The organism is uncultured Chryseobacterium sp. (assembly GCF_936933875.1).
Taxonomy (GTDB): Bacteria; Bacteroidota; Bacteroidia; order Flavobacteriales; family Weeksellaceae; genus CAKZIK01.
In genome coordinates, this window is sequence record NZ_CAKZIK010000068.1 from 1 (window position 1) to 21541 (window position 21541).

Annotated in this window: 27 protein-coding genes; 20 read left to right on the forward strand and 7 right to left on the reverse strand. The window is 37.2% G+C overall.

The annotated features are described in order from the left end of the window. The 14 genes from rpsH to rplQ all read left to right on the forward strand — a co-directional run. Window positions 1-356 (forward strand): 30S ribosomal protein S8 (rpsH, locus tag Q0252_RS09135; protein WP_297985517.1); only part of this gene is annotated, 356 nt, incomplete at its 5' end. 17 nt (window positions 357-373) lie between these two features. Further along, complete coding sequence (gene rplF / locus Q0252_RS09140) at window positions 374-919, forward strand: 50S ribosomal protein L6 (RefSeq protein WP_297985519.1); 546 nt, start codon at window positions 374-376, stop codon at window positions 917-919. 17 nt (window positions 920-936) lie between these two features. Continuing rightward, a complete protein-coding gene (gene rplR, locus Q0252_RS09145) occupies window positions 937-1284 on the forward strand; it encodes a 50S ribosomal protein L18 (protein ID WP_297985521.1) in 348 nt (115 codons plus the stop codon). Between the two features lie 19 nt (window positions 1285-1303). After that, entirely contained in the window at window positions 1304-1825 is a 522-nt protein-coding gene (gene rpsE, locus Q0252_RS09150) for a 30S ribosomal protein S5 (RefSeq protein ID WP_297985523.1), read from the forward strand. Window positions 1826-1835: 10 nt separating this feature from the next. After that, complete coding sequence (rpmD, locus tag Q0252_RS09155; RefSeq protein ID WP_088469638.1) at window positions 1836-2012, forward strand: 50S ribosomal protein L30; 177 nt, start codon at window positions 1836-1838, stop codon at window positions 2010-2012. 103 nt (window positions 2013-2115) lie between these two features. Further along, entirely contained in the window at window positions 2116-2562 is a 447-nt protein-coding gene (rplO, locus tag Q0252_RS09160; RefSeq protein WP_297985526.1) for a 50S ribosomal protein L15, read from the forward strand. Window positions 2563-2571: 9 nt separating this feature from the next. Next, complete coding sequence (gene secY / locus Q0252_RS09165; protein ID WP_297985527.1) at window positions 2572-3948, forward strand: preprotein translocase subunit SecY; 1377 nt, start codon at window positions 2572-2574, stop codon at window positions 3946-3948. Between the two features lie 9 nt (window positions 3949-3957). Further along, the gene (gene infA, locus Q0252_RS09170; RefSeq protein ID WP_073177595.1) at window positions 3958-4173 is read left to right on the forward strand and encodes a translation initiation factor IF-1; all 216 of its coding nucleotides are present in this window, start codon (window positions 3958-3960) and stop codon (window positions 4171-4173) included. Between the two features lie 65 nt (window positions 4174-4238). Then, window positions 4239-4355: a 50S ribosomal protein L36 gene (gene rpmJ / locus Q0252_RS09175; RefSeq protein ID WP_007839480.1), complete on the forward strand. Its 117-nt coding sequence runs from the start codon at window positions 4239-4241 to the stop codon at window positions 4353-4355. A 9-nt stretch (window positions 4356-4364) separates the two neighbouring features. Further along, the gene (rpsM, locus tag Q0252_RS09180) at window positions 4365-4742 is read left to right on the forward strand and encodes a 30S ribosomal protein S13 (protein ID WP_297985530.1); all 378 of its coding nucleotides are present in this window, start codon (window positions 4365-4367) and stop codon (window positions 4740-4742) included. Between the two features lie 15 nt (window positions 4743-4757). Further along, window positions 4758-5147: a 30S ribosomal protein S11 gene (gene rpsK, locus Q0252_RS09185; RefSeq protein ID WP_297985532.1), complete on the forward strand. Its 390-nt coding sequence runs from the start codon at window positions 4758-4760 to the stop codon at window positions 5145-5147. 18 nt (window positions 5148-5165) lie between these two features. Next, a complete protein-coding gene (gene rpsD, locus Q0252_RS09190) occupies window positions 5166-5774 on the forward strand; it encodes a 30S ribosomal protein S4 (protein WP_297985533.1) in 609 nt (202 codons plus the stop codon). A 31-nt stretch (window positions 5775-5805) separates the two neighbouring features. Further along, window positions 5806-6801, forward strand: a complete 996-nt coding sequence (locus Q0252_RS09195; RefSeq protein ID WP_297985535.1) for a DNA-directed RNA polymerase subunit alpha — start codon at window positions 5806-5808, stop codon at window positions 6799-6801. A gap of 6 nt (window positions 6802-6807) precedes the next feature. Beyond that, a complete protein-coding gene (gene rplQ / locus Q0252_RS09200) occupies window positions 6808-7341 on the forward strand; it encodes a 50S ribosomal protein L17 (protein WP_297985536.1) in 534 nt (177 codons plus the stop codon). 71 nt (window positions 7342-7412) lie between these two features. On the opposite strand, the gene Q0252_RS09205 is transcribed toward rplQ, so the two are convergent. After that, window positions 7413-7829, reverse strand: a complete 417-nt coding sequence (locus Q0252_RS09205) for a hypothetical protein (RefSeq protein WP_297985538.1) — start codon at window positions 7827-7829, stop codon at window positions 7413-7415. Window positions 7830-8066: 237 nt separating this feature from the next. On the opposite strand from Q0252_RS09205, the gene Q0252_RS09210 reads away from it, so the two are divergent. The 4 genes from Q0252_RS09210 (at window position 8067) to Q0252_RS09225 (ending at window position 11430) form a co-directional block, all read left to right on the forward strand. Further along, on the forward strand, window positions 8067-8273 hold the full coding sequence (locus Q0252_RS09210; RefSeq protein ID WP_297985539.1) for a hypothetical protein: 207 nt from the start codon (window positions 8067-8069) through the stop codon (window positions 8271-8273). 39 nt (window positions 8274-8312) lie between these two features. Next, window positions 8313-8651, forward strand: coding sequence for a hypothetical protein (locus Q0252_RS09215; RefSeq protein ID WP_297985540.1), 339 nt, complete (start codon window positions 8313-8315; stop codon window positions 8649-8651). Between the two features lie 117 nt (window positions 8652-8768). Beyond that, window positions 8769-10061 carry a phosphopyruvate hydratase gene (gene eno / locus Q0252_RS09220; protein WP_297985541.1) on the forward strand — a complete coding sequence of 431 codons (1293 nt, stop codon included), beginning with the start codon at window positions 8769-8771 and terminating at the stop codon, window positions 10059-10061. Between the two features lie 82 nt (window positions 10062-10143). Beyond that, entirely contained in the window at window positions 10144-11430 is a 1287-nt protein-coding gene (locus Q0252_RS09225; RefSeq protein WP_297985543.1) for a citrate synthase, read from the forward strand. A gap of 343 nt (window positions 11431-11773) precedes the next feature. Here the strand turns inward: Q0252_RS09225 and Q0252_RS09230 are convergent, their stop codons facing one another. After that, on the reverse strand, window positions 11774-12736 hold the full coding sequence (locus Q0252_RS09230) for a hypothetical protein (protein ID WP_297985545.1): 963 nt from the start codon (window positions 12734-12736) through the stop codon (window positions 11774-11776). 444 nt (window positions 12737-13180) lie between these two features. On the opposite strand from Q0252_RS09230, the gene Q0252_RS09235 reads away from it, so the two are divergent. Continuing rightward, complete coding sequence (locus Q0252_RS09235; protein ID WP_297985641.1) at window positions 13181-14095, forward strand: dimethylarginine dimethylaminohydrolase family protein; 915 nt, start codon at window positions 13181-13183, stop codon at window positions 14093-14095. 92 nt (window positions 14096-14187) lie between these two features. Here Q0252_RS09235 and Q0252_RS09240 read toward each other — a convergent pair whose 3' ends face one another. Next, window positions 14188-14850, reverse strand: coding sequence for a copper homeostasis protein CutC (locus tag Q0252_RS09240; RefSeq protein WP_297985546.1), 663 nt, complete (start codon window positions 14848-14850; stop codon window positions 14188-14190). Between the two features lie 55 nt (window positions 14851-14905). Here Q0252_RS09240 and ctlX point away from each other — a divergent pair, with 55 nt between their 5' ends. Next, a complete protein-coding gene (gene ctlX / locus Q0252_RS09245) occupies window positions 14906-15829 on the forward strand; it encodes a citrulline utilization hydrolase CtlX (RefSeq protein ID WP_297985548.1) in 924 nt (307 codons plus the stop codon). Window positions 15830-15975: 146 nt separating this feature from the next. Here the strand turns inward: ctlX and Q0252_RS09250 are convergent, their stop codons facing one another. The 4 genes from Q0252_RS09250 to recJ all read right to left on the reverse strand — a co-directional run bounded on the left by Q0252_RS09250 (window position 15976) and on the right by recJ (window position 21305). Continuing rightward, entirely contained in the window at window positions 15976-18198 is a 2223-nt protein-coding gene (locus Q0252_RS09250; RefSeq protein ID WP_297985550.1) for a TonB-dependent receptor, read from the reverse strand. A gap of 397 nt (window positions 18199-18595) precedes the next feature. Further along, the gene (locus Q0252_RS09255; protein WP_297985552.1) at window positions 18596-18937 is read right to left on the reverse strand and encodes a DUF3817 domain-containing protein; all 342 of its coding nucleotides are present in this window, start codon (window positions 18935-18937) and stop codon (window positions 18596-18598) included. Between the two features lie 13 nt (window positions 18938-18950). Beyond that, window positions 18951-19544, reverse strand: a complete 594-nt coding sequence (gene nadD, locus Q0252_RS09260) for a nicotinate (nicotinamide) nucleotide adenylyltransferase (RefSeq protein WP_297985554.1) — start codon at window positions 19542-19544, stop codon at window positions 18951-18953. A 12-nt stretch (window positions 19545-19556) separates the two neighbouring features. Beyond that, complete coding sequence (recJ, locus tag Q0252_RS09265; RefSeq protein ID WP_297985556.1) at window positions 19557-21305, reverse strand: single-stranded-DNA-specific exonuclease RecJ; 1749 nt, start codon at window positions 21303-21305, stop codon at window positions 19557-19559. Window positions 21306-21541: the final 236 nt, after the last annotated feature.

Consider the following 21541-nt stretch of genomic DNA (forward strand, 5'->3'; position numbering starts at 1 on the left):
ACGCACAAAGCGCAGGCCACAAAGTGGTGGAAATTCCTGCATCGAAAATCAAAAAGGAGATTACGAAAATTTTGTTTGACCAGGGTTATATCTTGAACTACAAGTTCGAGGACAACGCTGTTCAGGGAAATATCAAAATCGCTTTGAAGTATGACAAACAAACCAACAAACCTGCAATCAAGAGCATCCAAAGAGCTTCAAGACCAGGTCTAAGACAGTACAAAGGTTCCGGTGAACTTCCAAGAGTACTCAACGGTTTGGGTGTGGCAATTATCTCAACTTCTAAAGGAGTTATGACAGATAAAAAAGCCAGAGAAGAAAAAGTAGGCGGTGAAGTAATCTGCTATGTTTATTAATTTTTAATCAAAGGAAAATGTCAAGAATTGGTAAAGCAATTATAACAATTCCAGCAGGAGTTACAATTACCGAAAACGAAGGTGTTGTAACTGTAAAAGGTCCTAAAGGAGAACTTTCTCAGGAACTTACAGGCGGAATTTCTTTAGAACAGAACGATAGTGAACTTACAGTGAGCAGACCGTCTGATTCTAAACAACACAAGGCGCTACACGGTTTATACAGAGCGTTAATTAATAATATGGTGCAAGGAGCAGCTGAAGGTTTCTCTAAGCAACTAGAATTGGTAGGGGTAGGATACAGAGCTTCTCACTCAGGACAAAAACTTGAGTTGGCTTTAGGATTCTCTCACGGTATCACAATGGAGCTTCCAAGCGAAATTAAAGTAGATACATTGACGGAAAAAGGTAAAAACCCAATTATTACTTTGTCTTCTCACGATAAACAACTTCTTGGTATGGTTGCTGCAAAGATCAGATCTTTCAGAAAACCTGAACCTTACAAAGGAAAAGGAGTTAGATTCGTTGGAGAAAATGTTAGACGTAAAGCTGGTAAATCTGCTTAATTTTAAAACTTAAGAAAATGGCACTAAGCAAATTAGAAAAAAGAAATAGAATTAAAAGAAGAGTAAGAGGAAAAATCTCTGGTTCTTCAGAATTGCCAAGGCTTTCTGTTTACAAAAGTAATAAAGAGATTTACGCGCAATTAATCGACGATAAAGACGGTAAAACTTTAGCTTCAGCTTCTTCAAGAGCGTTGAACGCTAAAGGAACTAAAGTAGAAGTTTCTGCAGAAGTAGGTAAAGCAATTGCTGAAAAAGCTAAAGCTGCAGGAATCGAAAATGTAGTGTTCGACAGAAACGGTTTCGTTTACCACGGTAGAGTGAAAGCTCTTGCTGATGGTGCGAGAGAAGGAGGACTTAAATTCTAATCATTAAATTTCGGAAAATATGTTAGGACTAGATAATATAGAAAAAGTAAAACCGGGAGGATTAGAACTTAAAGATCGTCTCGTAGCTGTTAATAGAGTAACAAAAGTAACTAAAGGGGGTAGAGCTTTCGGATTTTCTGCAATTGTAGTTGTAGGAGACGAAGCCGGAACTGTAGGTTACGGTTTAGGAAAATCTAAAGAAGTGGCTTCTGCTATTGCTAAAGCGGTAGAAGATGCTAAGAAAAATTTAGTAAAAGTTCCTGTAATCAATCACACTATTCCTCACCAAACTTCAGCAAGATACGGTGGTGCAGATATCTTCTTGAGACCTGCTTCACACGGTACTGGACTTATCGCCGGAGGTGCGGTAAGAGCGGTATTGGAGTCTGCTGGTGTACACGACATCTTGTCGAAATCTAAAGGTTCTTCTAACCCACACAACGTAGTGAAAGCTACTTTCAAAGCGTTATTGGATATCAGAAGACCAGAAGAAATTGCAAAATTGAGAGGGGTGTCTTTAAGCAAAGTATTTAACGGTTAATATTAAAACAATGGCAAAAATTCAGGTAAAACAAGTAAAAAGCGCTATTGGTAGAACAAAAACCCAAAAGAGAACGCTTGAAGCATTAGGATTAAAAAAACTTCACCAAGTTGTTGAACACGAAGCTACACCTTCTATCTTAGGAATGGTAGCTGCAGTAAGTCATTTAGTTGAAGTTCAAAAATAATTTTATATAGAAGTTAGAAGTTAGAAATCAGATTGTAGAATCTTTCGAAACTTAATCTGATTTTTGATCTAACATCTAACGTCTAACATCTAAAATCAAAACAATGAATTTAAATAATATCAAACCAGCAACTGGTTCAACTCACAGTTCAAAAAGAATTGGTAGAGGACAGGGAAGTGGATACGGTGGAACTTCGACAAAAGGGCACAAAGGTCAGAAAGCAAGAGCTGGTTACTCCCAGAAAATCGGTTTCGAAGGTGGACAGATGCCTTTGCAAAGAAGACTTCCTAAATTCGGTTTCAACAACGTCAACAGAAAAGAATACAGAGCAATTAATCTTGATACCATCCAAAATTTAGCAGACGCTAAAAACATTACTGAAATTACAAAAGATGTTTTGGTAGAAAACGGATTGGCTAAGAAAAGCGAAATTGTGAAAATTATGGGTAGAGGAGAATTGAAAACAGGTGTTTCAATCTCTGCACACAAATTCACAAAATCTGCAGAAGAAGCTATTTCTAAAGCAGGAGGTAAAGCAATTACTCTTTAATCATTTAGAATGAAAGAATTTATACAAACACTAAAGAACATTTGGAGTCTTAAAGAGCTTAGAGATAAAATCCTATTTACACTTGGGTTGATTCTTGTGTATAGATTCGCATCTTATATTTCCCTTCCTGCCATTAACATGGCAGAGGTGGGAAGTCTTTTGGAGCATTACCAAAACCAAGGTGGCAACAAACAGGGAGCTGGTCTTCTTGGGTTGCTTTCTTCGTTTACAGGGGGTGCATTCTCCAGAGCTTCTATTATGGCTTTGGGAATCATGCCTTACATTTCGGCATCCATTATTGTACAGTTGATGGGGATGGCAATTCCTTATCTTCAGAAATTACAGAAAGACGGTGAAAGTGGTAGAAATACTTTGAATCAGATTACAAGATGGTTAACCATCGCGGTTTGTTTGGTTCAGGCGCCTTCTTACCTTACCTCAATTACACAGATGTTTCTGCCTTATTCGCAGTTTTCATCAGCATACTATATCGAGCCGAACTCTATTATGTTCTGGCTTCCTAGTATTGTAATTTTGGTGGCAGGATCTGTATTTGCAATGTGGTTAGGAGAAAAAATTACAGACAAAGGTATCGGAAACGGTATCTCTATCCTTATTATGGTGGGGATTCTTGCGGATCTTCCGGGAGCTTTCATTCAGGAAGTTGCTACTCAAAATGGTAAAGAAGGTTTAGGAGCTGTAATGATTCTTATCGAAGTATTGTTCTGGATGTTGGTAGTTCTTTTGGCAATTATTTTATCCGTTGCTGTAAGAAAAATTCCAATTCAGTATGTAAGCAGAGCTCAGGCAAGAGGTGGTTCAAACAGAAACTTGATGCAGGGTGCAAGACAGTGGATTCCTTTGAAGGTAAACGCTGCCGGTGTAATGCCGATTATCTTCGCACAGGCATTGATGTTTGTTCCGGGATTGTTGACAAAAGTAGATGAGAGTAATACATTCTTAGCAGGATTTAAAAATGTTTTTAGCTGGCAATACAATGTTTTGTTTGCAATTTTAATTATCATTTTTTCATTTTTCTATACCGCAATTACAATTCCGGTAAACCAAATGGCCGATGATCTGAAGAGAAACGGAGGTTTGGTACCGAAGGTAAGACCGGGGAAAGACACGGCAGATTTCTTGGATGACATTTTGTCCAAAATTACATTGCCGGGTTCAATATTTTTGGCTATCTTTGCAGTCCTTCCGGCACTTGTGTACGGAACACTAGTTCAGACAGATAGATTTGCCCTGTTTTTCGGGGGTACATCGCTTTTGATTATGGTGGGAGTTATCTTAGATACCGTTCAGCAAATTAATACTTATTTGTTGAACCATCACTATGACGGCTTAATGCAATCAAAATTGTCGAGAACAACAAACTAATTTTTGTACATGGCAAAACAAAAACATATTGAACAAGATGGCGTAATAACTGAAGCGCTTTCAAACGCGCAGTTTCGCGTGGAGCTGGAAAATGGGCATATGCTTATCGCTCATATTTCTGGTAAAATGCGTATGCACTACATCAAACTTCTTCCGGGAGATAAAGTGAGGCTGGAAATGTCTCCTTATGATCTTTCCAAAGGAAGAATCACTTTTAGATATTAATAAGTTACTATATAATGAAACCGCAAGGTTACATTTGACGTTTAAAAGAGAATAAACATCATCAAATGAAAGTAAGAGCATCTATCAAAAAAAGAAGTGCTGATTGCAAAATTGTGCGTCGTAAAGGCGTTCTGTTTGTAATCAACAAGAAAAACCCAAAATTTAAACAAAGACAAGGCTAAAATTAAATTATGGCGAGAATTTCAGGTATTGATTTACCAAAAAACAAAAGAGGCGTTATCGGTTTAACTTACATCTACGGTATTGGAAGAAGTACTTCTTCTGAAATCTTGAAAGCAGCCGGTATCAGCGAAGACAAGAAAGTCAACGAATGGAATGACGATGAATTGGCAGCAATCAGAAACTACATCACTGAAAACGTAAAAGTTGAAGGTGAATTGCGTTCTGAAGTGCAATTGAACATCAAGCGATTGATGGACATTGGATGCCAACGAGGAATACGTCACAGACTGGGATTACCTTTAAGAGGCCAAAGAACTAAAAACAATTCTAGAACCCGTAAAGGAAAGAGAAAAACTGTTGCTAACAAGAAAAAAGCAAGTAAATAATCTTTAGAATTAATTATGGCAAAACAAACCAAAGCAGTTAAAAAAAGAAAAGTAAAGGTAGAAGCTATTGGTGAAGCACACATCCAAGCTTCTTTCAACAATATTATTATTTCTTTAACGAATAAGAACGGAGAAGTAATCTCTTGGGCTTCTGCCGGAAAAATGGGATTCAGAGGTTCTAAAAAGAATACTCCTTTTGCAGCTCAGATGGCTGCTGAAAATTGCTCTGCAGTAGCTCACGAAGCTGGGCTTAGAAGAGTAAAAGTTTTTGTGAAAGGTCCTGGTGCAGGTAGAGAGTCTGCTATCAGATCAATCCACAACTCAGGAATTGAAGTTAGTGAAATCGTTGACGTGACACCTATGCCGCACAACGGATGTAGACCACCAAAAAGAAGAAGAGTTTAATTTTTAGAAATTACCATTATGGCTAGATATATTGGACCTAAAACTAAGATTGCCAGAAAATTTGGTGCTGCAATCTACGGAGATGATAAAAACTTCGAGAAAAGAAAAAACCAACCACCGGGACAACATGGCCCGAATAAAAGAAGAGGAGCAAAAAAATCTGAATACGCTACTCAGTTAGCTGAAAAACAAAAAGCAAAATATACCTACGGTATCCTTGAAAGACAGTTTGCTAATTTGTTCGACAAAGCTCACAGAAGTAAAGGTGTAACAGGTGAAGTTCTTTTACAACTTTGTGAATCTAGATTAGATAACGTTGTCTACAGACTTGGTTTCGCGAAAACAAGAGCTGGAGCAAGACAATTGGTATCTCACAGACACATTACAGTAAACGGAGAATTGGTAAACATTCCATCATATTTGCTAAAAGCTGGTGATGTAATTGCAGTAAGAGAGAAATCAAAATCTCTTGAAGTAATTGCTGACTCACTTGCTTCTAAAGCAAACTACGAGTGGTTACAATTCAACGACGAGAAAAGAGAAGGTACTTTTATTTCTGCACCGGAAAGAATCCAAATTCCGGAAGATATTAAAGAACAGCTAATCGTCGAACTTTACTCTAAATAATTTTAATCAAATTTTTGCTCAACCCAACAATATGGCAATTTTACAATTCATAAAACCCGATAAAGTAATTCTTTTAAATTCAGATGATTTTAAAGGTCAGTTCGAATTCAGACCTTTGGAACCAGGATTTGGTCTTACGATCGGTAATGCATTGAGAAGAGTTTTGCTTTCTTCTCTTGAAGGATACGCTATTTCATCTATCAAAATTGAAGGAGTAGAGCACGAGTTTTCTACAATTCCGGGTGTTATTGAGGACGTTACCGAAATCATCCTGAATCTAAAACAATTGCGTCTTAAAGCTAAAGGAGAAAACCAGGCGAACGAACAGGTTTCTGCTAAAGTTTCCGGTCAAACTGTAATTACTGCAGGAGATTTAGGGAAATCAGTAAGCGGTTTCGAGGTTCTGAACCCAGAATTGGTGATCTGCAACACTACTAAAGATGTGAATTTCGAGATTACTTTCAACATCGAGAAAGGTAGAGGTTACGTTCCTAGCGAACAAAACAAGTCGAACAATGCTCCTGTAGGAACTATTGCTATCGATTCTATCTTTACACCGATCAAAAAAGTACAGTACTCTATTGAAAACTATCGTGTAGAGCAAAAAACAGACTACGAAAAACTAGTATTGGATATTGAAACTGACGGTTCAATTTCTCCACAGAACGCTTTAACTGAAGCTTCTAAGATCTTGATCTATCACTTCATGCTTTTCTCTGACGAAAGAATTACTCTTGAGACAGAAGCTGTAAAAGCATCGATCCAGTATGACGAAGAAACCCTTCACACAAGACAACTTTTGAAGTCTAAATTGGCAGACATGGATCTTTCTGTAAGAGCATTGAACTGTCTAAAAGCTGCAGAAGTAGAAACGCTTGGCGAATTGGTATCTTACAGTAAGTCTGATTTGATGAAATTCAGAAATTTCGGTAAGAAATCTTTAACAGAATTAGAAGAATTAGTGCATGCAAAAGGTCTTAACTTCGGTTTTGACGTTGCGAAATATAAATTAGACGCTGATAAATAAAAAACAATGAGACACGGTAAAAAATTCAATCACTTAGGAAGAACAGCGCCTCACAGAAAGGCAATGCTTTCTAATATGGCTTGTTCTCTTATTGAGCATAAAAGAATCAACACTACTGTAGCTAAAGCGAAAGCTTTAAGAGTATATGTTGAACCTCTATTAACTAAAGCAAAAGAAGATACTACTCACAACAGAAGAACTGTTTTCTCTTATCTGCAAAGTAAAGAAGCTGTTACTGAACTATTCAGAACAGTTGCTCCAAAAATCGCAGAAAGAAACGGTGGTTATACAAGAATTATCAAAACAGGTTTCAGACCAGGTGATGCTGCTGATACTGCAATGATCGAACTTGTAGACTTCAACGAGCTTTACAACCCTAATGCTGAAGAGAAAAAAGCAACTAGAAGAAGCAGAAGAGCTACTACTAAAAAAACTGAAGCAGTTGCTGAAGTAAAAGCTGCTCCAGCTAAAGAAGAAGCGAAAACTGAAGAACCAACAGCAGAAGCTGCAGATTCTACAGAAGAAAAAACTGAAGAATAATTTCTAAAGTTTTTAATATATAAAAGCCGCGCAACGAAGTTGCGCGGTTTTTTGTTTTCAAGATTTGGAGGTTATTTATCTCTCACCAAATCAATCACGTTATTATCCTGATCAATGGTAATAGAATCTCCTTTTACCGTAGCTTTTATGCCGTTTCTTTCATATTGTCCGTCCGCTTTTTTATCCAGCTGAAACTTGTTGCCGTTCGCCTGAATAGTTAGCGTACTCGATTTGTCGGAATTTTCGAAAATTACTTTTGCACGTGTTCCGTCTGTGCCTTTATAGGTATAAGAATTGCTTCCGGATTTGTTTCCGTCCACAACAGTTTCCTTGGAAGAAGTCATAACAGTATCTGAAACTCCGTTATTGTTGGAGATTTCGGTTGACGTGTTTTCTTCAACCAAAACATTTTTATTGCCGCTTTCTGCTTTTTTGCAGGCTGTAAGGGTAAGAAAACCTGCTGCAGCTAACACAAGGATTTTTTTCATAATAATTCTTTTGTTTAATGATACAATTTAGCAAAACCGCAGCGAATATCGCACCATTTTCCGTAAATTAGATTAAATATTTTCAGAAAATGTCCGATACACTTAAAACGATACTTTTGTGGACCTGCATTCCTTTAGTAACTTTTGTAGCTGGAGGAATTCTTGCAGTTATTAAAAAACCAAACCAAGCTTTCCGTAGCATTATTCTGCATTTTGCAGGCGGTGTAATTTTCTCTGTTGTGGCTAGAAATTTTGCCGGATGTAATAGAAATGCATCAGCCTTTGTTTGTGGCTATAGGTTTTGTCGTGGCAACATTAACGATGCTTTTGGTAAAACAATTTGCCGAGAAAGATTCCAACCTCGAAAAAACGACTAAAATAGTTCCCAAAGTTCCGCTGGCGTTCATCGTTGCGATTGGTGTAGATGTTTTTATCGACGGTTAATTACTCGGAATTAGGTTTGCTGCCGGTGAAAAAGCCGGAATGTTATTGGCTTTCGCCATTGCGCTCGAAATGTTTTCCATGGGGATTGCAACTTCACTCGAAATGCAGAATGAAGGAATTTCAAAAGCAACAACCATTAAACATATTATTTTACTTTCGTCACTGTTTATTGTAAGTGCAACTTTGGGCGGAACTTTGCTGCAGCATTTGCCGGATTACTGGATGGAACTGGTACTTTCTTTCGGGCTTTCAGCGTTGCTTTATTTGGTTACCGAAGAACTTTTGGTAGAAGCGCATTCAGAAGAAGACAAACCGCTGTACACCGGAACTTTTTTCATGGGCTTTCTTATTTTCTTAATCTTAGGAATGACGGTCTGATTCTTCTGATTCAAATCTAAGTTTTATGCTTTTTTTAAGGGTTTAAAAGCGTCTGTTCTCGGAAAATATTCCGTAAATTTGTATGTCTAAATATTAAAAAATTAAACAAAAAATACAATGAGTTACATTTCTTACATTGAAGCAAGACAGATTTTGGATTCAAGAGGTAATCCTACTGTAGAAGTTGACGTATTTACCGAAAGTGGTGCAATGGGACGCGCTGCTGTTCCTTCGGGAGCATCAACAGGAGAACATGAGGCGGTTGAACTTCGCGATGGAGGTTCAGAATTTATGGGGAAAGGTGTTCTTAAAGCAGTTGAAAATGTTAAGGATGTAATCGCTCCGGAATTGGTTGGTCTTCCAGTTTTCGACCAAAACTTCATCGATCAAATTATGATTGATTTGGACGGGACTAAAAATAAAGGAAATCTTGGCGCAAACGCCATTCTTGGAGTTTCACTTGCTGCTGCAAAAGCCGCTGCAACGGAATTGAGAATGCCGCTTTACAAATATGTGGGTGGTGTAAATGCAAATACACTTCCTGTTCCAATGATGAACGTGATCAACGGTGGTTCTCACTCAGATGCGCCAATTGCGTTTCAGGAATTTATGGTAATGCCGGTAAAAGCAGATTCTTTCTCTCATGCATTGAGAAAAGGAACTGAAATTTTCCACAACCTTAAGAAAATTCTTCACGACAGAGGTCTTTCTACTGCAGTAGGTGATGAAGGAGGTTTTGCGCCAACTTTCACAGGAACTGAAGATGCTTTGGATACTTTGCTTCAGGCAATTGAAAAAGCAGGTTACAAACCTGGTGACGATATTATGCTGGCTTTAGACTGTGCTGCTTCAGAATTTTACAAAGACGGAATCTACGATTATACGAAATTCCAAACTGCTGATGCACCGAAATTCTCAAGTTCAGAACAGGTTTCTTACTTGGCAGAACTGGCTAACAAATATCCAATTATCTCTATTGAAGACGGTATGCAGGAAAACGATTGGGAAGGTTGGAAAATGTTGACAGACAAAATTGGCGACAGAGTTCAGTTGGTGGGTGATGACCTTTTCGTAACCAATGTTGAAAGACTTTCAAGAGGTATTAACCAAGGAATCGGAAACTCAATCTTGGTAAAAGTAAACCAAATCGGTTCTCTTACTGAAACTTTGAACGCTGTTCAAATGGCTCAACACAACAAATACACAGCAGTAATGTCTCACCGTTCTGGTGAAACTGAAGATTCAACCATTGCAGATTTGGCGGTGGCAACCAACTGTGGACAAATCAAAACAGGTTCAGCTTCCCGTTCGGACAGGATGGCGAAATACAACCAGTTGTTGAGAATTGAAGAAGCTTTGGGAGAAAACGCAATTTTCCCGGGTCTTGATGCATTTAAAGTAAAAAGATAATAGACAGGATAAATTGACAAGGGTGCAATTCGTTTGTGGCTCTCTATCAAAATTCATACATTAGTAAAAAATAATTTTTAAGATGTCAGATAATAAAGTTGTATTGAACTATGACGGTAATTCTTACGAATATCCGATTGTAGATAGCACCATTGGTGACAGAGGAATAGACATTTCCAAACTAAGAGACCAAACCGGCCTTATTACTTTAGACCTGGGTTACAAAAATACCGGAGCGACGTTAAGTGATATCACTTACCTTGATGGCGACAAAGGTGAATTGTACTACCGTGGTTATCCTATTGAGCAAATTGCAGAGCAGTCGAACTTTACAGAGGTAATGTATCTTTTGCTGAATGGCGAACTTCCGAATAAAGATCAGTTTTCTCAGTTTGAAGCCAACATCAAGAAATACAATTTCGTGGCAGAGGAAATGAAGAAAATTATCGATGTTTTCCCTCGTTCTGCGCATCCTATGGGAGTTTTGTCCTCCCTTACTTCTGCTCTTACAGCATTCAACCCGAAAGCGGTAGATGTAAGCTCTAAAGAAGATTTGGATCATGCTGCAGAATTATTAATTGCGAAGTTCTCTCACCTTTGTGCATGGACGTACAGAAAAACGCAGGGACTTCCAATGAACCACGGAGATAATAAACTAAACTATGTTGAAAACTTCTACAAAATGGCATTCCGTCTTCCAAACGAGGAATTTGAAATGAATCCGGTTGTTGTAGATGCTTTGGATAAATTATTAATTCTTCACGCAGATCACGAGCAAAACTGTTCTACTTCTACAGTAAGAATGGTAGGTTCTGCTCATACAGGTTTGTTTGCTTCTATATCTGCGGGTGTTTCTGCACTTTGGGGTCCACTTCACGGTGGAGCCAACCAAGCGGTAATCGAAATGCTTGAAATGATTGAAGCAGACGGTGGAGACGTTGCAAAATATGTAGAAAAAGCAAAAAACAAAGACGATAATTTCCGTTTGATGGGCTTCGGACACAGAGTGTACAAAAACTTCGATCCAAGAGCAAAAATCATCAAAAAAGCAGCAGACGATATTTTGGATGCACTTGGAATTGATGACAAAGCTTTGGACATCGCAATGCAGCTAGAAAAAGTAGCTTTGGAAGACGATTACTTCGTAGAAAGAAAACTATATCCAAACGTAGATTTCTACTCCGGAATTATCTACAGAGCGTTAGGAATTCCTACCGAAATGTTTACCGTAATGTTCGCATTAGGAAGACTGCCGGGATGGATTTCTCAATGGAAAGAAATGCGCTTAAAAGGCGACCCAATTGGAAGACCAAGACAGGTTTACCAGGGCGCACAGAAAAGAGATTACATTACCATGGAGAACAGATAAATCTTTTTAAAGTTATCAAATATAAAATCCCCGAATTTTCGGGGATTTTTTTGGTTTTGTACAGGAAGATAAATTTCAAAAAAAAAATAAAAAAACTCCGCTTAGCGGAGACCAATGAAATGTGGGTAAACGTCTTATAACGGAAAAAGTATTTTTTGCAGTGCGGGCTAATGCAAACCGAAAGTGGGTACAAACAGCGCGAAGCAAAATGCTTTTTCAGATTTCTAAGTTATGCAAAAAAGAAATACTAAAATCATTTTTGCGGATTTTGTTAACTGATTTCTCAAAGAATCTATTCAAACCACATTGCACAAATACAATGTTATCTGCAGCCTTTTTAGTTTTATTTATTTTCTTTAATATTTGCCAAAAGATTTGGAACTGCAAAACTTAAAACAAGGCCAAAAATTGTAATTAGTAATCCTGATATCCACGAGTTTTGATTTTCCATTTCATTTTTTAAAGATTCTATTTCTGTTTTGTTGATTTCCCTTAAAGATTCATCACTTTTTTCTAATTGAGAAATGTCGTTATTCATATTAAGTAACGAAAGTGTTTTTTCAGGATTATCTGAAATTCCTTTTTCAATAACTTCTATTCTATTTGTTAAATCTGCTATATCCGAATTTACAGGGTTATTCTTGGACGAACTTACATTTTGATTTGTTTTTTTGTCAATTTGATTTATTAATTTTTTCAAATTTTTTATTTCAGTTTTAATCGAATCACAATTGCAAGATGATGAAAAAGTTGAGGAGTTGTTTGTTTTTTTATTCAAATTTAGTGAGTAAACCACAGTAATTATTCCAACGACAAGACTTAAAATGGAAAGCATTGAGCTTAACCACACTCTTTTTTTTCTTTCTTTTAATTCTCCAATTTTATATTTTTGGATTCTTTCTTTTTCAATTTTTTCTTCAGTTTTTTGTTGTGATACAAGGGTTTCATACCTTGGGAATTCATCATCTGGAATTAGTTTTAGGGCCCCATCTATCAATTCGAAAATTTGAAAATCTTTTCCAAATCCAAAACTTAAAACTAAATAAACAGGTATATCTTCTTGTAAATTTGATAGAAAATCATCTTGATAATAGTTTATTTCATTAATTAAATCACTTTTTTCCGAAGTTGAAGATTTAAATTCAAATAAACATAAAAAATTGTCATTTTCTGTATCAATAACTAATAAATCAGGTCTGAATTTTGGGTGAATTTTAGAGGATTTGAATTCAAACAATAGACTATTTTCAGGATATCCTTTTGATAATAAAAATTCTTTAAAAATATCTATAAATTGTTTTTCCATAATCGATATAAGGTTGGAGATAACGGCTAAATATACGAATTTCGTTTATACAACTTACATCGGAATTTGCTTTAACTCAGATGTTTTTTTTTATGTCATTGATTATCAGTGTTTTTATTATATATAATTGTGGATAAACGAAACAATTATGAAAAATCATATTTTAGTTGAGCGCTTCCAAAGTGTTCTCATAATTTAGCGATTTGCCAAAAATACAATTGATAGTTACAAATTTATGCAGAAATCTACGGAAGAAAATTAAATCTTCAGCATCTTTATCCCCAACGCGAGCAGAAAAAATTGCCAAAATTTCTTAGCATCGAAATTAAACGTATTTTGGATGCAACGGATAAGTCCTTTGGATTTTCTATAATTTTTCAGATTGAAAAATCCAATTTTCCCTATCCAAAACCTTTGTTTATATTTGCTTCATTCTCCTATTTTATGAAACTGAACATCAAAAACGAAACAGGAAAGCTGAAATCCGTAGTATTAGGTCAACCCAATTCCATGGGTAAAATCCCAACACTGGAAGAAAGCTACGACGCTAAATCCTACGAAAGCATCCAGAAAAATATCTATCCTGCAGAGCACGACATCATCCACGAAATGACGGAATTCGAAAGCGTGCTGCAGAAATATGGAGTCAATGTCTATCGCCCAGAAGTTATCGAGGGCTACAACCAGGTTTTCGCACGCGACGTGGCTTTCGTTATCGATGATAAAATGATTATTTCCAATGTAATTTCGGACAGAGCCGATGAACAGGACGCTTATCGCAAAATTTTCGAGAAGGTAAAATGGCGCGACATCATCAATCTTCCGGAAACAGCCCATGTAGAAGGCGGCGACGTGATTGTCTGGAACGATTTCCTGTTTATCGGAACTTGCTTCAGCGAAGATTACAGAAACTTCAAAACCGCCAGAACCAACGAATATGCTATCGAAATTCTAAAAGAATATTTCCCGAAAAAAAGAATCATCGATTTGGAACTCAAGAAAAACGATACCATTCCGTACGAAGGAATTCTTCACCTCGACTGTACTTTTAACCCCGTTGGAACCGACAAATGCATCATCTACAAAGACGGTTTTGTGGACGAAAGCGATTACCGACTGTTGCTCGATATTTTCGGCGAAGAAAACTGTTTCCACGTCACCAAAGAAGAGATGTACGAAATGAACCCGAATATTTTTTCCATTTCCCCGGAAGTGGTGGTTTCCGACAAAGCGTTTATTAGAATGAACAACCACATGCGAAACGAGTGGGGAATGACGGTGGAAGAAATTCCGTACCGCGAAATTTCGAAAATGGGCGGTTTGCTGCGTTGCTCCACAATGCCTTTGGTAAGGGAATAATTTTTTAGGAGCTTATTCCCGCTTTCCATTACAATCTTTTTTGTTCGGCATATCCTCTCACAAAAAAGGATTTTCATTACAATCGGGGCTAGTTACGAGATGCGGCTTTTCAGTTTTTTTATTTCGTCCTCATTCGCAAACAGCTCATACGACGGAATTGCAGACGAATGAAAAGAAGTTCCGTTGGTATAATTTTTCAGCTCCGAAATATTATTTGAACGTACACCGCCGCCAATCAGAATTTCAATTTGGTTGCTGTATTTTTCAACTAAATTTTTCAGTTGCTCTTTTCCTTCCATTGCAGAACTTTTTCCGCCCGAAGTCAAAACTGATTTAAAACCGATTTCAATAATTTTTTGAATGGCAGCCTCCAAATCCGGTGTTCTGTCAATCGCCCGGTGAAACGTACACGGAATTTCTCCTGCAAGTTCGACGAGCTCTCTGTTTCTCGCTTCATCAACCGTATTTCCCGAATTCAGAATTCCAAAAACAAAACCATCCGCTCCGGATTTTTTGAAATCTATTAGGCTTTGTTTCATCTGTAAAAATTCATCCTCAGAATACAAAAACGAGCCACCTTTCGGACGAAGCATCACAAAAATTGGTTTCATGTACACGGATTTCAAATACCGGAATTCTTCGATATTGGGTGTAATTCCACCCAACTGTTGCTCTGCACAAATTTCAATTCGGTCTGCAACAGAACGGAGTGCGGTTTCGGCGGAAGTAATTTCAAAACAGGCAATTTCTAACATTTTATTCGTTTTATCCCTTTAAAATTAATTATTTTTACCCAATTAAAGTCACAAAATGCAAACAACGGACACCGTTTTAATGATAGAGCCGATTGCTTTCGGTTATAACACTCAAACTGCGGAAAACAATTATTTCCAGGTCAATTCTGAAAATGCTGATACGCAGGAAAAAGCACTGCATGAATTTAAAAATTTTGCTGAAAAACTGCGTTCCAAAGGAATTAACGTCATTACAGTGAAAGACACTTTGCAACCACATACTCCGGATTCTATTTTCCCTAACAACTGGGTAAGTTTCGGCGCGGACGGCAAAGTTTTTCTTTATCCTATGTTTGCACCCAATCGTCGTGATGAAAGACGTTCCGAAATTTTAGAAGAGATTAAAAACCAAGGCTTTGAAATTGCAGAAGTTGATGATATTTCCCATTTCGAAAACGAAGAAAAATACCTGGAAGGAACAGGAAGTATGATTTTCGACCATGATTTCAAAATTGTTTACGGCTCGGTTTCTTTACGTTTGGATGAGGAACTTTTCAGAAAATTCTGTCATAAAATTGGCTACGAAGCGGTAGTTTTTCATTCTTTCCAAAACGCAGGAGCGGAAAGGCTTCCAATTTACCACACGAATGTGATGATGTGTGTTGCGGACAAATTTGTTGTGATTTGTTTGGACTGTATTGATGATGAAATGGAGCGTGAAAAAGTGCAGGAGATGATTAAACATTCTGAAAAAGAGATTATCGAAATTTCGGAGGAACAAATGCAGCAGTTCGCCGGAAATATGCTTCAGGTAAGAAATTCTGAAGGAAAAACTTTTTTGGTAATGAGCGAAACGGCTTACAAATCCTTAACGCCAGAACAAATTTCTGCCATCGAAAAATATTCTGAAATTATTTATTCCGGCTTGAATACGATTGAAACCAACGGAGGAGGAAGCGCTAGATGTATGTTGGCTGAGGTTTTTTTGCCGAGAAAGTAGCAAAAGAGCCAAGAATTAGGGGCCAAGAATCAAGACTTGAGAGTGTAAGAATCAAAAGAATCCGTCTCAAAGTACATGAGGCGGATTCTTCTTGAAAAATTTAGTTTGAGAAAGACGCTTCAACAAGATCAGCGTGACAATGGTTGTTAGTTTCCGGTTCTGTTTTTAACATCATCATTTGCTCCACCAATTTTTCTTACTTTCTGAATTTTTTGATTTCCGAACGTATAAGTTGCCGTGAAAATCAATCTTCTTCTGTATTGGTTTTGATCCACAATATTGTAATCGCCGTTGTTCTGATAGCCGATAATTTTGTTTTCTGAAGTATGGAAGACGTCTCTCGCTTGTAGATTAAAAGTCCAGTTGTCTAAAGTTTTCTTCAAAGAAAGGTTCAAACCGTGGAAAGGTTCCAGTTTTCCTAATTCTATCATCAAGCTTGAAGTGTAGAAATAATTAACTCCCAAGAACCAGTCTTTTTTGCTGCTTAACCTGATGGTGTTATTTAGATTCAAGCCCATAAATGTAGAGGAGTAGTCGATAACATTGGTGTTGAAGGTTACTTCGTTTTTAGTATCTGTTGGGTCTCCGCTTACTTGTCCTTTGTAAATATTGTGCCCTACAAAAACACTGTTGTTGGCTGTCCAGATTCCTTTGAAAAATGTTTTCTGCATCCCAACTGAAGCCGTCATTTCCTGTTTGTCGCCATAATTGTTTCGGATATATGCTAAAACATTTTCTCCGGTTTGATTATTAATTCCCTGTAACGGAATTTGTTCTGCAGCATCTTTTACGAAACTGTGGCTCAAATTAAGAAAGTATGCGCTTTTGTACATGTACATCAACTCTTGGTTGTAATAGGTTTCCGGCTTTGCAAAAGGATTGTTCTGTACATAATTATTGGCTGTTAAATAAATTTTGTTCGGAGCAATTGCCCAAAATGCAGGTCTTTCAATTCTGCTGGAAAAGCTATAAGAAAAACTGTGATTTTGGCTTGGATTGTAACCAATACTTACGTAGGGTAGAAAAGATTTGTTGTCGCGGTTTATCGTGATGTCTTTATCCAAAACAACGCCTTCAGATTTGGTGATTTCGTATCTGAAACCTAATTTTGAAGTCCATTTTTCACCAAAATTCTTTTCTAAAGTTACATAAGCGCTCGGAATTTTTTCGGTGTAAACAAAATGGTTGGATTGATTTGACTCTGTTCCTGTAGGTGGTTTTAAATTAAAAAACTGAGTGTCGCTGTCGGTTTTTGTGTGGTTGTAACTTGCGCCAAAACTTAAGGTATAATCATTCTTGAATTTTTTGATGTAATCTGCCAAAACTCCATAATTATCAATATTTAATGGCATATCCTGACGAAACTGTTTCATTAAATCTACGCGGTTTCTTGCCGCATCCATTTCGTAAGTTGAACCATTTACAATATCCGTTTTTCTGTGAATTAAATAGGATGAACTAAGGCTTAATTTGCTTCCTTTGTCATCTGTTTTCAGTTCGTAATTAAGGTTAAAAGAATGGTCGTTGGATTTTGAAGTTCCGAAATTTTCAGTCTGACTTCTGTAAATATCACCGGTTGTTAAATCCTTGTATTCATTGTACAAATCTGTATGAAGCTCTTTGGACCTGTAAGTGTAATTGTTGTAAGAAAAACCAAGATTTTGTTTTTCATTGAGCTCATAATCTATATTAAGATAGCCGCTTAAATTTCTTGATGGTTCATCAATATTTCCTTCGGAAGTTTGGGCAAAATCTGCATTTCCGTTGGAAAGTTTCAAAAACTGTCTGCGGTTATTGTATGCATTGTTCAAATTGGCGGCAATTCCTAATTTTCCTTTTCTGTAGTTTAAAGTCGCAGCTGCATTCTGACTGTTAAAATAAGCCTGATTGTTTTCAAATTTCAGGTTTCCGTTCAGTCCGTCTGTTGGTTTTTTCTTCAGAACAATATTAATGATTCCTTGGTTTCCTTCTACTGCAAACTCCGAAGACGGAACCGTAATCACTTCAATCCGCTGAATATTTTCGGAAGGCATGGTTTTCATCATTTCTACCACAGCTTCAGGATTCATATTGCTTTTTCGGCCGTTGATATAAATCTGCGCATCATTTTTTCCTACAATCTGCAATGTTTTATCGTCGGTAGAAGAAAGAAGTGGTGTTTCTTTCAGCAAATCAAACGCGTTAGATCCTTTTGCAATGGGTGAAGCTGCAACCTCGTACACCAAACGGTCGGCTTTTTTCTGAAATACTTTTTTGGTAACAACTACTTCCTGAATGTTTTGAGTTCTTGATGAATCTTTTTTTGGATTTTCCTGTGCGAAAGCAACCATACCGGAAAGAAGTGCGATTGAGGTGATGAGCGTTTTCATAATGTTGGTTTTTTTTAGGTTTTAAAAAGAAAGCCGCAGTTGGTTATAATTTTCGGTATTAGCTTTTGTGTTTGGTATTAGTTTTTGCTGCGGCTTTACTTTAAGATGGTTATTAGTTGGCTATTAGTTTTTGTTTAGTTGTAAGTTTTGTTTATTATTTTACATCACAAAGATATATTATTATTTTAGTATTATGCAATACAAAGTAGTAAAAAATATTTTTAATTTGCTTTAACTTATTGATAATCAAAATGAAAAATTTCAATTAAAATTTTGAGTATATTTTAGAAGACAACAAAAAACCCGAATCGGTTACATCCAGGTTCAATTTCTATTAAAAGATTTGTCGATATCTAATCACAAGGTCTCAAAAATCTCATTTGCTCAAAGTCACAAATTATTCTCTATCAAACTGCGCCAGTTTTTTATCCACCCAAATCGTCGCAAAAGGAAAGAATGCAGAAATCAGTGCGAAAACAAAATCTTCATCATCCCATTTGAAAATTTTTCTCGCCGGAAGAATCAGCAAAAGATAAAGCGTAAAGAATAAACCGTGGATATTTCCGATGGTTGCAATGTAAATGATGGGAAGCAAACCGTCCTTATCAGTGCGAATCCAAATCATTGCAGAAAAAAGAAAAGCCCAGGAAATCGCTTCCAATAAACATACATTGCGAAACCATTTGATGATTTTTTCCTCAGGATATTTTGAAAAGAATTTTTCGAGAATATTACTCATAACTTATTGCTCATTACTTATAAAAAGAACTCCCGTCCAAATATTCAAAAACTTCTGGTGGAAGCATTGGTCGAACGTTTTTACCTTCTTTAATCATATTGCGGATTTCTGTGGCGGAAAGTTCTACAATTGGTGCTTTTATTAAAGAAATATTTTCGTGCTGAAGATATTCCGAATCTTTTTTCTCGCCTTCAAAAATTCTTGGATAAACAATGATTTGATGGTTTTTAATCAACGTTTCAGCGTTTTTCCATTTGCCTAAACTTTCGAGATTGTCTTCGCCCATAATTAATGAGAAAGAAACATCAGGATATTTTTCGTGAAGATAAGTCAGTGTATCAATCGTGTAACTTGGCTTTGGAAGCGAAAATTCCACATTCGAAGCGCGCATTCTCGGGTAATTTTTCACTGCTAATTGCACCATGTCAAGACGGTTATTGTCTTTCAACAAAGATTTTTTGTCTTTAAACGGATTTTGCGGACTCACCACAAACCACAGTTCATCCATATCCGAATTCTCCAAAATATAGTTCGCCAAAATCACATGACCAATATGTATTGGATTAAAACTACCAAAAAAAAGACCGATTTTTTTATTATTTAACACAGTTTTCACAGATTAGTTTGAACTTGGATCTTGGCTCTTTTTACTTGGCTCTTCATGAAACCTCACATCCCGAATGTTCAAATAATACGTCACATTTCCTTTCCAGTGATTTTCTTCAGCTGTAAAGGCGATGTCGAAAGTTTTCTCGCGGAAATCATCTGCATATTTTCCCAGTTTGAAACCAACGCATTCAATATTTCTTCCGGTAGATTCCTGTTTGATGTAAAATTTAAGGTGAGAATTATCTTTTCCCATCGTTTTCACGTAACCTGAAACTTTCTGATTTTTCAAAACCAAAACAGGTTTCATATTGTGTGGACCGAAAGGTGCTAATTTTCTATGGAAATTGAAGAAATCCTTATTCAAATCATCAATTTCGACATCAGAATCTATTGTAATACTGGGTTCCTTCTGATGTTCCTGAATTTTTTGGGCTACCACAGTTTCAAACTTTTCGCGGAAAGCTTCAAAATTTTCTTTTGCCATCGAAAGTCCGGCTGCAGCTGGATGTCCTCCAAATTTCAAAAATAGAAAAGAACAGTCTTCCAACGCATCATGAACATCAAAATCTGCAACAGATCTCGCCGAAGCTACCATTTCTCCATTATTTCCGTCAGTAAAAACGAGGGTAGGTTTGTAATAAGTTTCCGTAAGCCTTGACGCAACGATTCCAATAACACCTTTGTTCCAGTCCGGTCCGTAAACGATGGTGGTGAAATTCGAAATTTGTCCCGTAGTTTCCACCTGAAGCAAGGCTTCTGTGGTGCTGCTCATATCCATTTCACGACGTGAATCATTCAAATCCACAATTTCGTTCACGATTTGATGGGCGTGTTTCAAATTATCAGAAACCATCAGTTCCACAGCAGCTTTTCCGTGCGAAATTCTTCCGGCAGCATTAATTTTTGGGGCGATTTCAAAAACAATATTCGAAATTTCAAACGTCGCGAGTTTATCTTCCGGAATCAACATTCTGAGACCAAGATTTCTTGTTTTACGCAAAATTTTCAATCCCTGTTTCGCTAAAACACGGTTTTCCCCCGTCATCGAAACAATATCTGCGGCAATTGAAATCGCCAGTAAATCTGTCAATTCAAAAAGTTCGGCTTCAGGAATTTTGTAAATCGTATTTAAACCCTGACAAAGCTTAAACCCAACGCCACAACCTGAAAGTTCCTTGAAAGGATATCGGCAGTCGCTTCTTTTCGGATCCAAAACTGCAACAGCATCCGGAATTTGTTCTCCCGGCAAATGGTGGTCACAAATAATGAAATCGATGTCTAAACTTTTGGCGTATTCAATTTTATCAATGGCTTTTATGCCACAATCCAGCGCAATAATCAGGCTGAACCCGTTTTCTTTGGCGAAATCAATTCCTTCAGTGGAAATTCCGTAACCTTCAGAATTTCTGTCGGGAATGTAGAAATCCAGATATTTTTTCTCAACAATTTTGCTGAGGTAAAGGTAAACCAGCGCAACCGCGGTAGTTCCGTCCACATCGTAATCGCCGTAAACCAATATTTTTTCGCCATTTTCAATCGCCGTAGCAATACGGTCCACAGCAAGCTGCATATCCTTCATCAGGAAAGGATTGTGGATGTCTCCGGCGTTCGGTTTAAAAAATTCGCGGGCTTTTTGGTAATTGTCGATGCCGCGCAGAACGAGGATTTTGGATTCAAAAGTTCCAAAACCAAGCGAGGAGCTCAATCCATCAACAACATCTTCATCGGGTTCGGGTTTATAAATCCATTTTTGACTCATAATCTTACAAAAATAGGGAATTTTTTACAATCTTTTTGGAGCCGGGAACCTGTTTTCCGCTGTATCTTTCTTTTAGGCGCGGCGGCGAAGCCGCCGCGCCTAAAAGAAAGGATGTCGCTCCAACCAGGGCTATGAACGCAGGATTTCAAAGAAAATTCAGTTTTCATACAATCATTCAAACCAAATAATAAAAAATTTCAGCAACAAAAAACCGCCCAATTTCTTGCGCGGTTTTG

Excerpts from the sequence above, each read along its gene's own strand:
- rplF (WP_297985519.1), top strand. The coding sequence starts at position 374 with ATGTCAAGAATTGGTAAAGCAATTATAACAATTCCAGCAGGAGTTACA.
- rplR (WP_297985521.1), top strand. The coding sequence starts at position 937 with ATGGCACTAAGCAAATTAGAAAAAAGAAATAGAATTAAAAGAAGAGTA.
- rpsE (WP_297985523.1), top strand. The coding sequence starts at position 1,304 with ATGTTAGGACTAGATAATATAGAAAAAGTAAAACCGGGAGGATTAGAA.
- rpmD (WP_088469638.1), top strand. The coding sequence starts at position 1,836 with ATGGCAAAAATTCAGGTAAAACAAGTAAAAAGCGCTATTGGTAGAACA.
- rplO (WP_297985526.1), top strand. The coding sequence starts at position 2,116 with ATGAATTTAAATAATATCAAACCAGCAACTGGTTCAACTCACAGTTCA.
- secY (WP_297985527.1), top strand. The coding sequence starts at position 2,572 with ATGAAAGAATTTATACAAACACTAAAGAACATTTGGAGTCTTAAAGAG.
- infA (WP_073177595.1), top strand. The coding sequence starts at position 3,958 with ATGGCAAAACAAAAACATATTGAACAAGATGGCGTAATAACTGAAGCG.
- rpmJ (WP_007839480.1), top strand. The coding sequence starts at position 4,239 with ATGAAAGTAAGAGCATCTATCAAAAAAAGAAGTGCTGATTGCAAAATT.
- rpsM (WP_297985530.1), top strand. The coding sequence starts at position 4,365 with ATGGCGAGAATTTCAGGTATTGATTTACCAAAAAACAAAAGAGGCGTT.
- rpsK (WP_297985532.1), top strand. The coding sequence starts at position 4,758 with ATGGCAAAACAAACCAAAGCAGTTAAAAAAAGAAAAGTAAAGGTAGAA.
- rpsD (WP_297985533.1), top strand. The coding sequence starts at position 5,166 with ATGGCTAGATATATTGGACCTAAAACTAAGATTGCCAGAAAATTTGGT.
- Q0252_RS09195 (WP_297985535.1), top strand. The coding sequence starts at position 5,806 with ATGGCAATTTTACAATTCATAAAACCCGATAAAGTAATTCTTTTAAAT.
- rplQ (WP_297985536.1), top strand. The coding sequence starts at position 6,808 with ATGAGACACGGTAAAAAATTCAATCACTTAGGAAGAACAGCGCCTCAC.
- Q0252_RS09205 (WP_297985538.1), bottom strand. The coding sequence starts at position 7,829 with ATGAAAAAAATCCTTGTGTTAGCTGCAGCAGGTTTTCTTACCCTTACA.
- Q0252_RS09215 (WP_297985540.1), top strand. The coding sequence starts at position 8,313 with ATGTTATTGGCTTTCGCCATTGCGCTCGAAATGTTTTCCATGGGGATT.
- eno (WP_297985541.1), top strand. The coding sequence starts at position 8,769 with ATGAGTTACATTTCTTACATTGAAGCAAGACAGATTTTGGATTCAAGA.
- Q0252_RS09225 (WP_297985543.1), top strand. The coding sequence starts at position 10,144 with ATGTCAGATAATAAAGTTGTATTGAACTATGACGGTAATTCTTACGAA.
- Q0252_RS09230 (WP_297985545.1), bottom strand. The coding sequence starts at position 12,736 with ATGGAAAAACAATTTATAGATATTTTTAAAGAATTTTTATTATCAAAA.
- Q0252_RS09235 (WP_297985641.1), top strand. The coding sequence starts at position 13,181 with ATGAAACTGAACATCAAAAACGAAACAGGAAAGCTGAAATCCGTAGTA.
- Q0252_RS09240 (WP_297985546.1), bottom strand. The coding sequence starts at position 14,850 with ATGTTAGAAATTGCCTGTTTTGAAATTACTTCCGCCGAAACCGCACTC.
- ctlX (WP_297985548.1), top strand. The coding sequence starts at position 14,906 with ATGCAAACAACGGACACCGTTTTAATGATAGAGCCGATTGCTTTCGGT.
- Q0252_RS09250 (WP_297985550.1), bottom strand. The coding sequence starts at position 18,198 with ATGAAAACGCTCATCACCTCAATCGCACTTCTTTCCGGTATGGTTGCT.
- Q0252_RS09255 (WP_297985552.1), bottom strand. The coding sequence starts at position 18,937 with ATGAGTAATATTCTCGAAAAATTCTTTTCAAAATATCCTGAGGAAAAA.
- recJ (WP_297985556.1), bottom strand. The coding sequence starts at position 21,305 with ATGAGTCAAAAATGGATTTATAAACCCGAACCCGATGAAGATGTTGTT.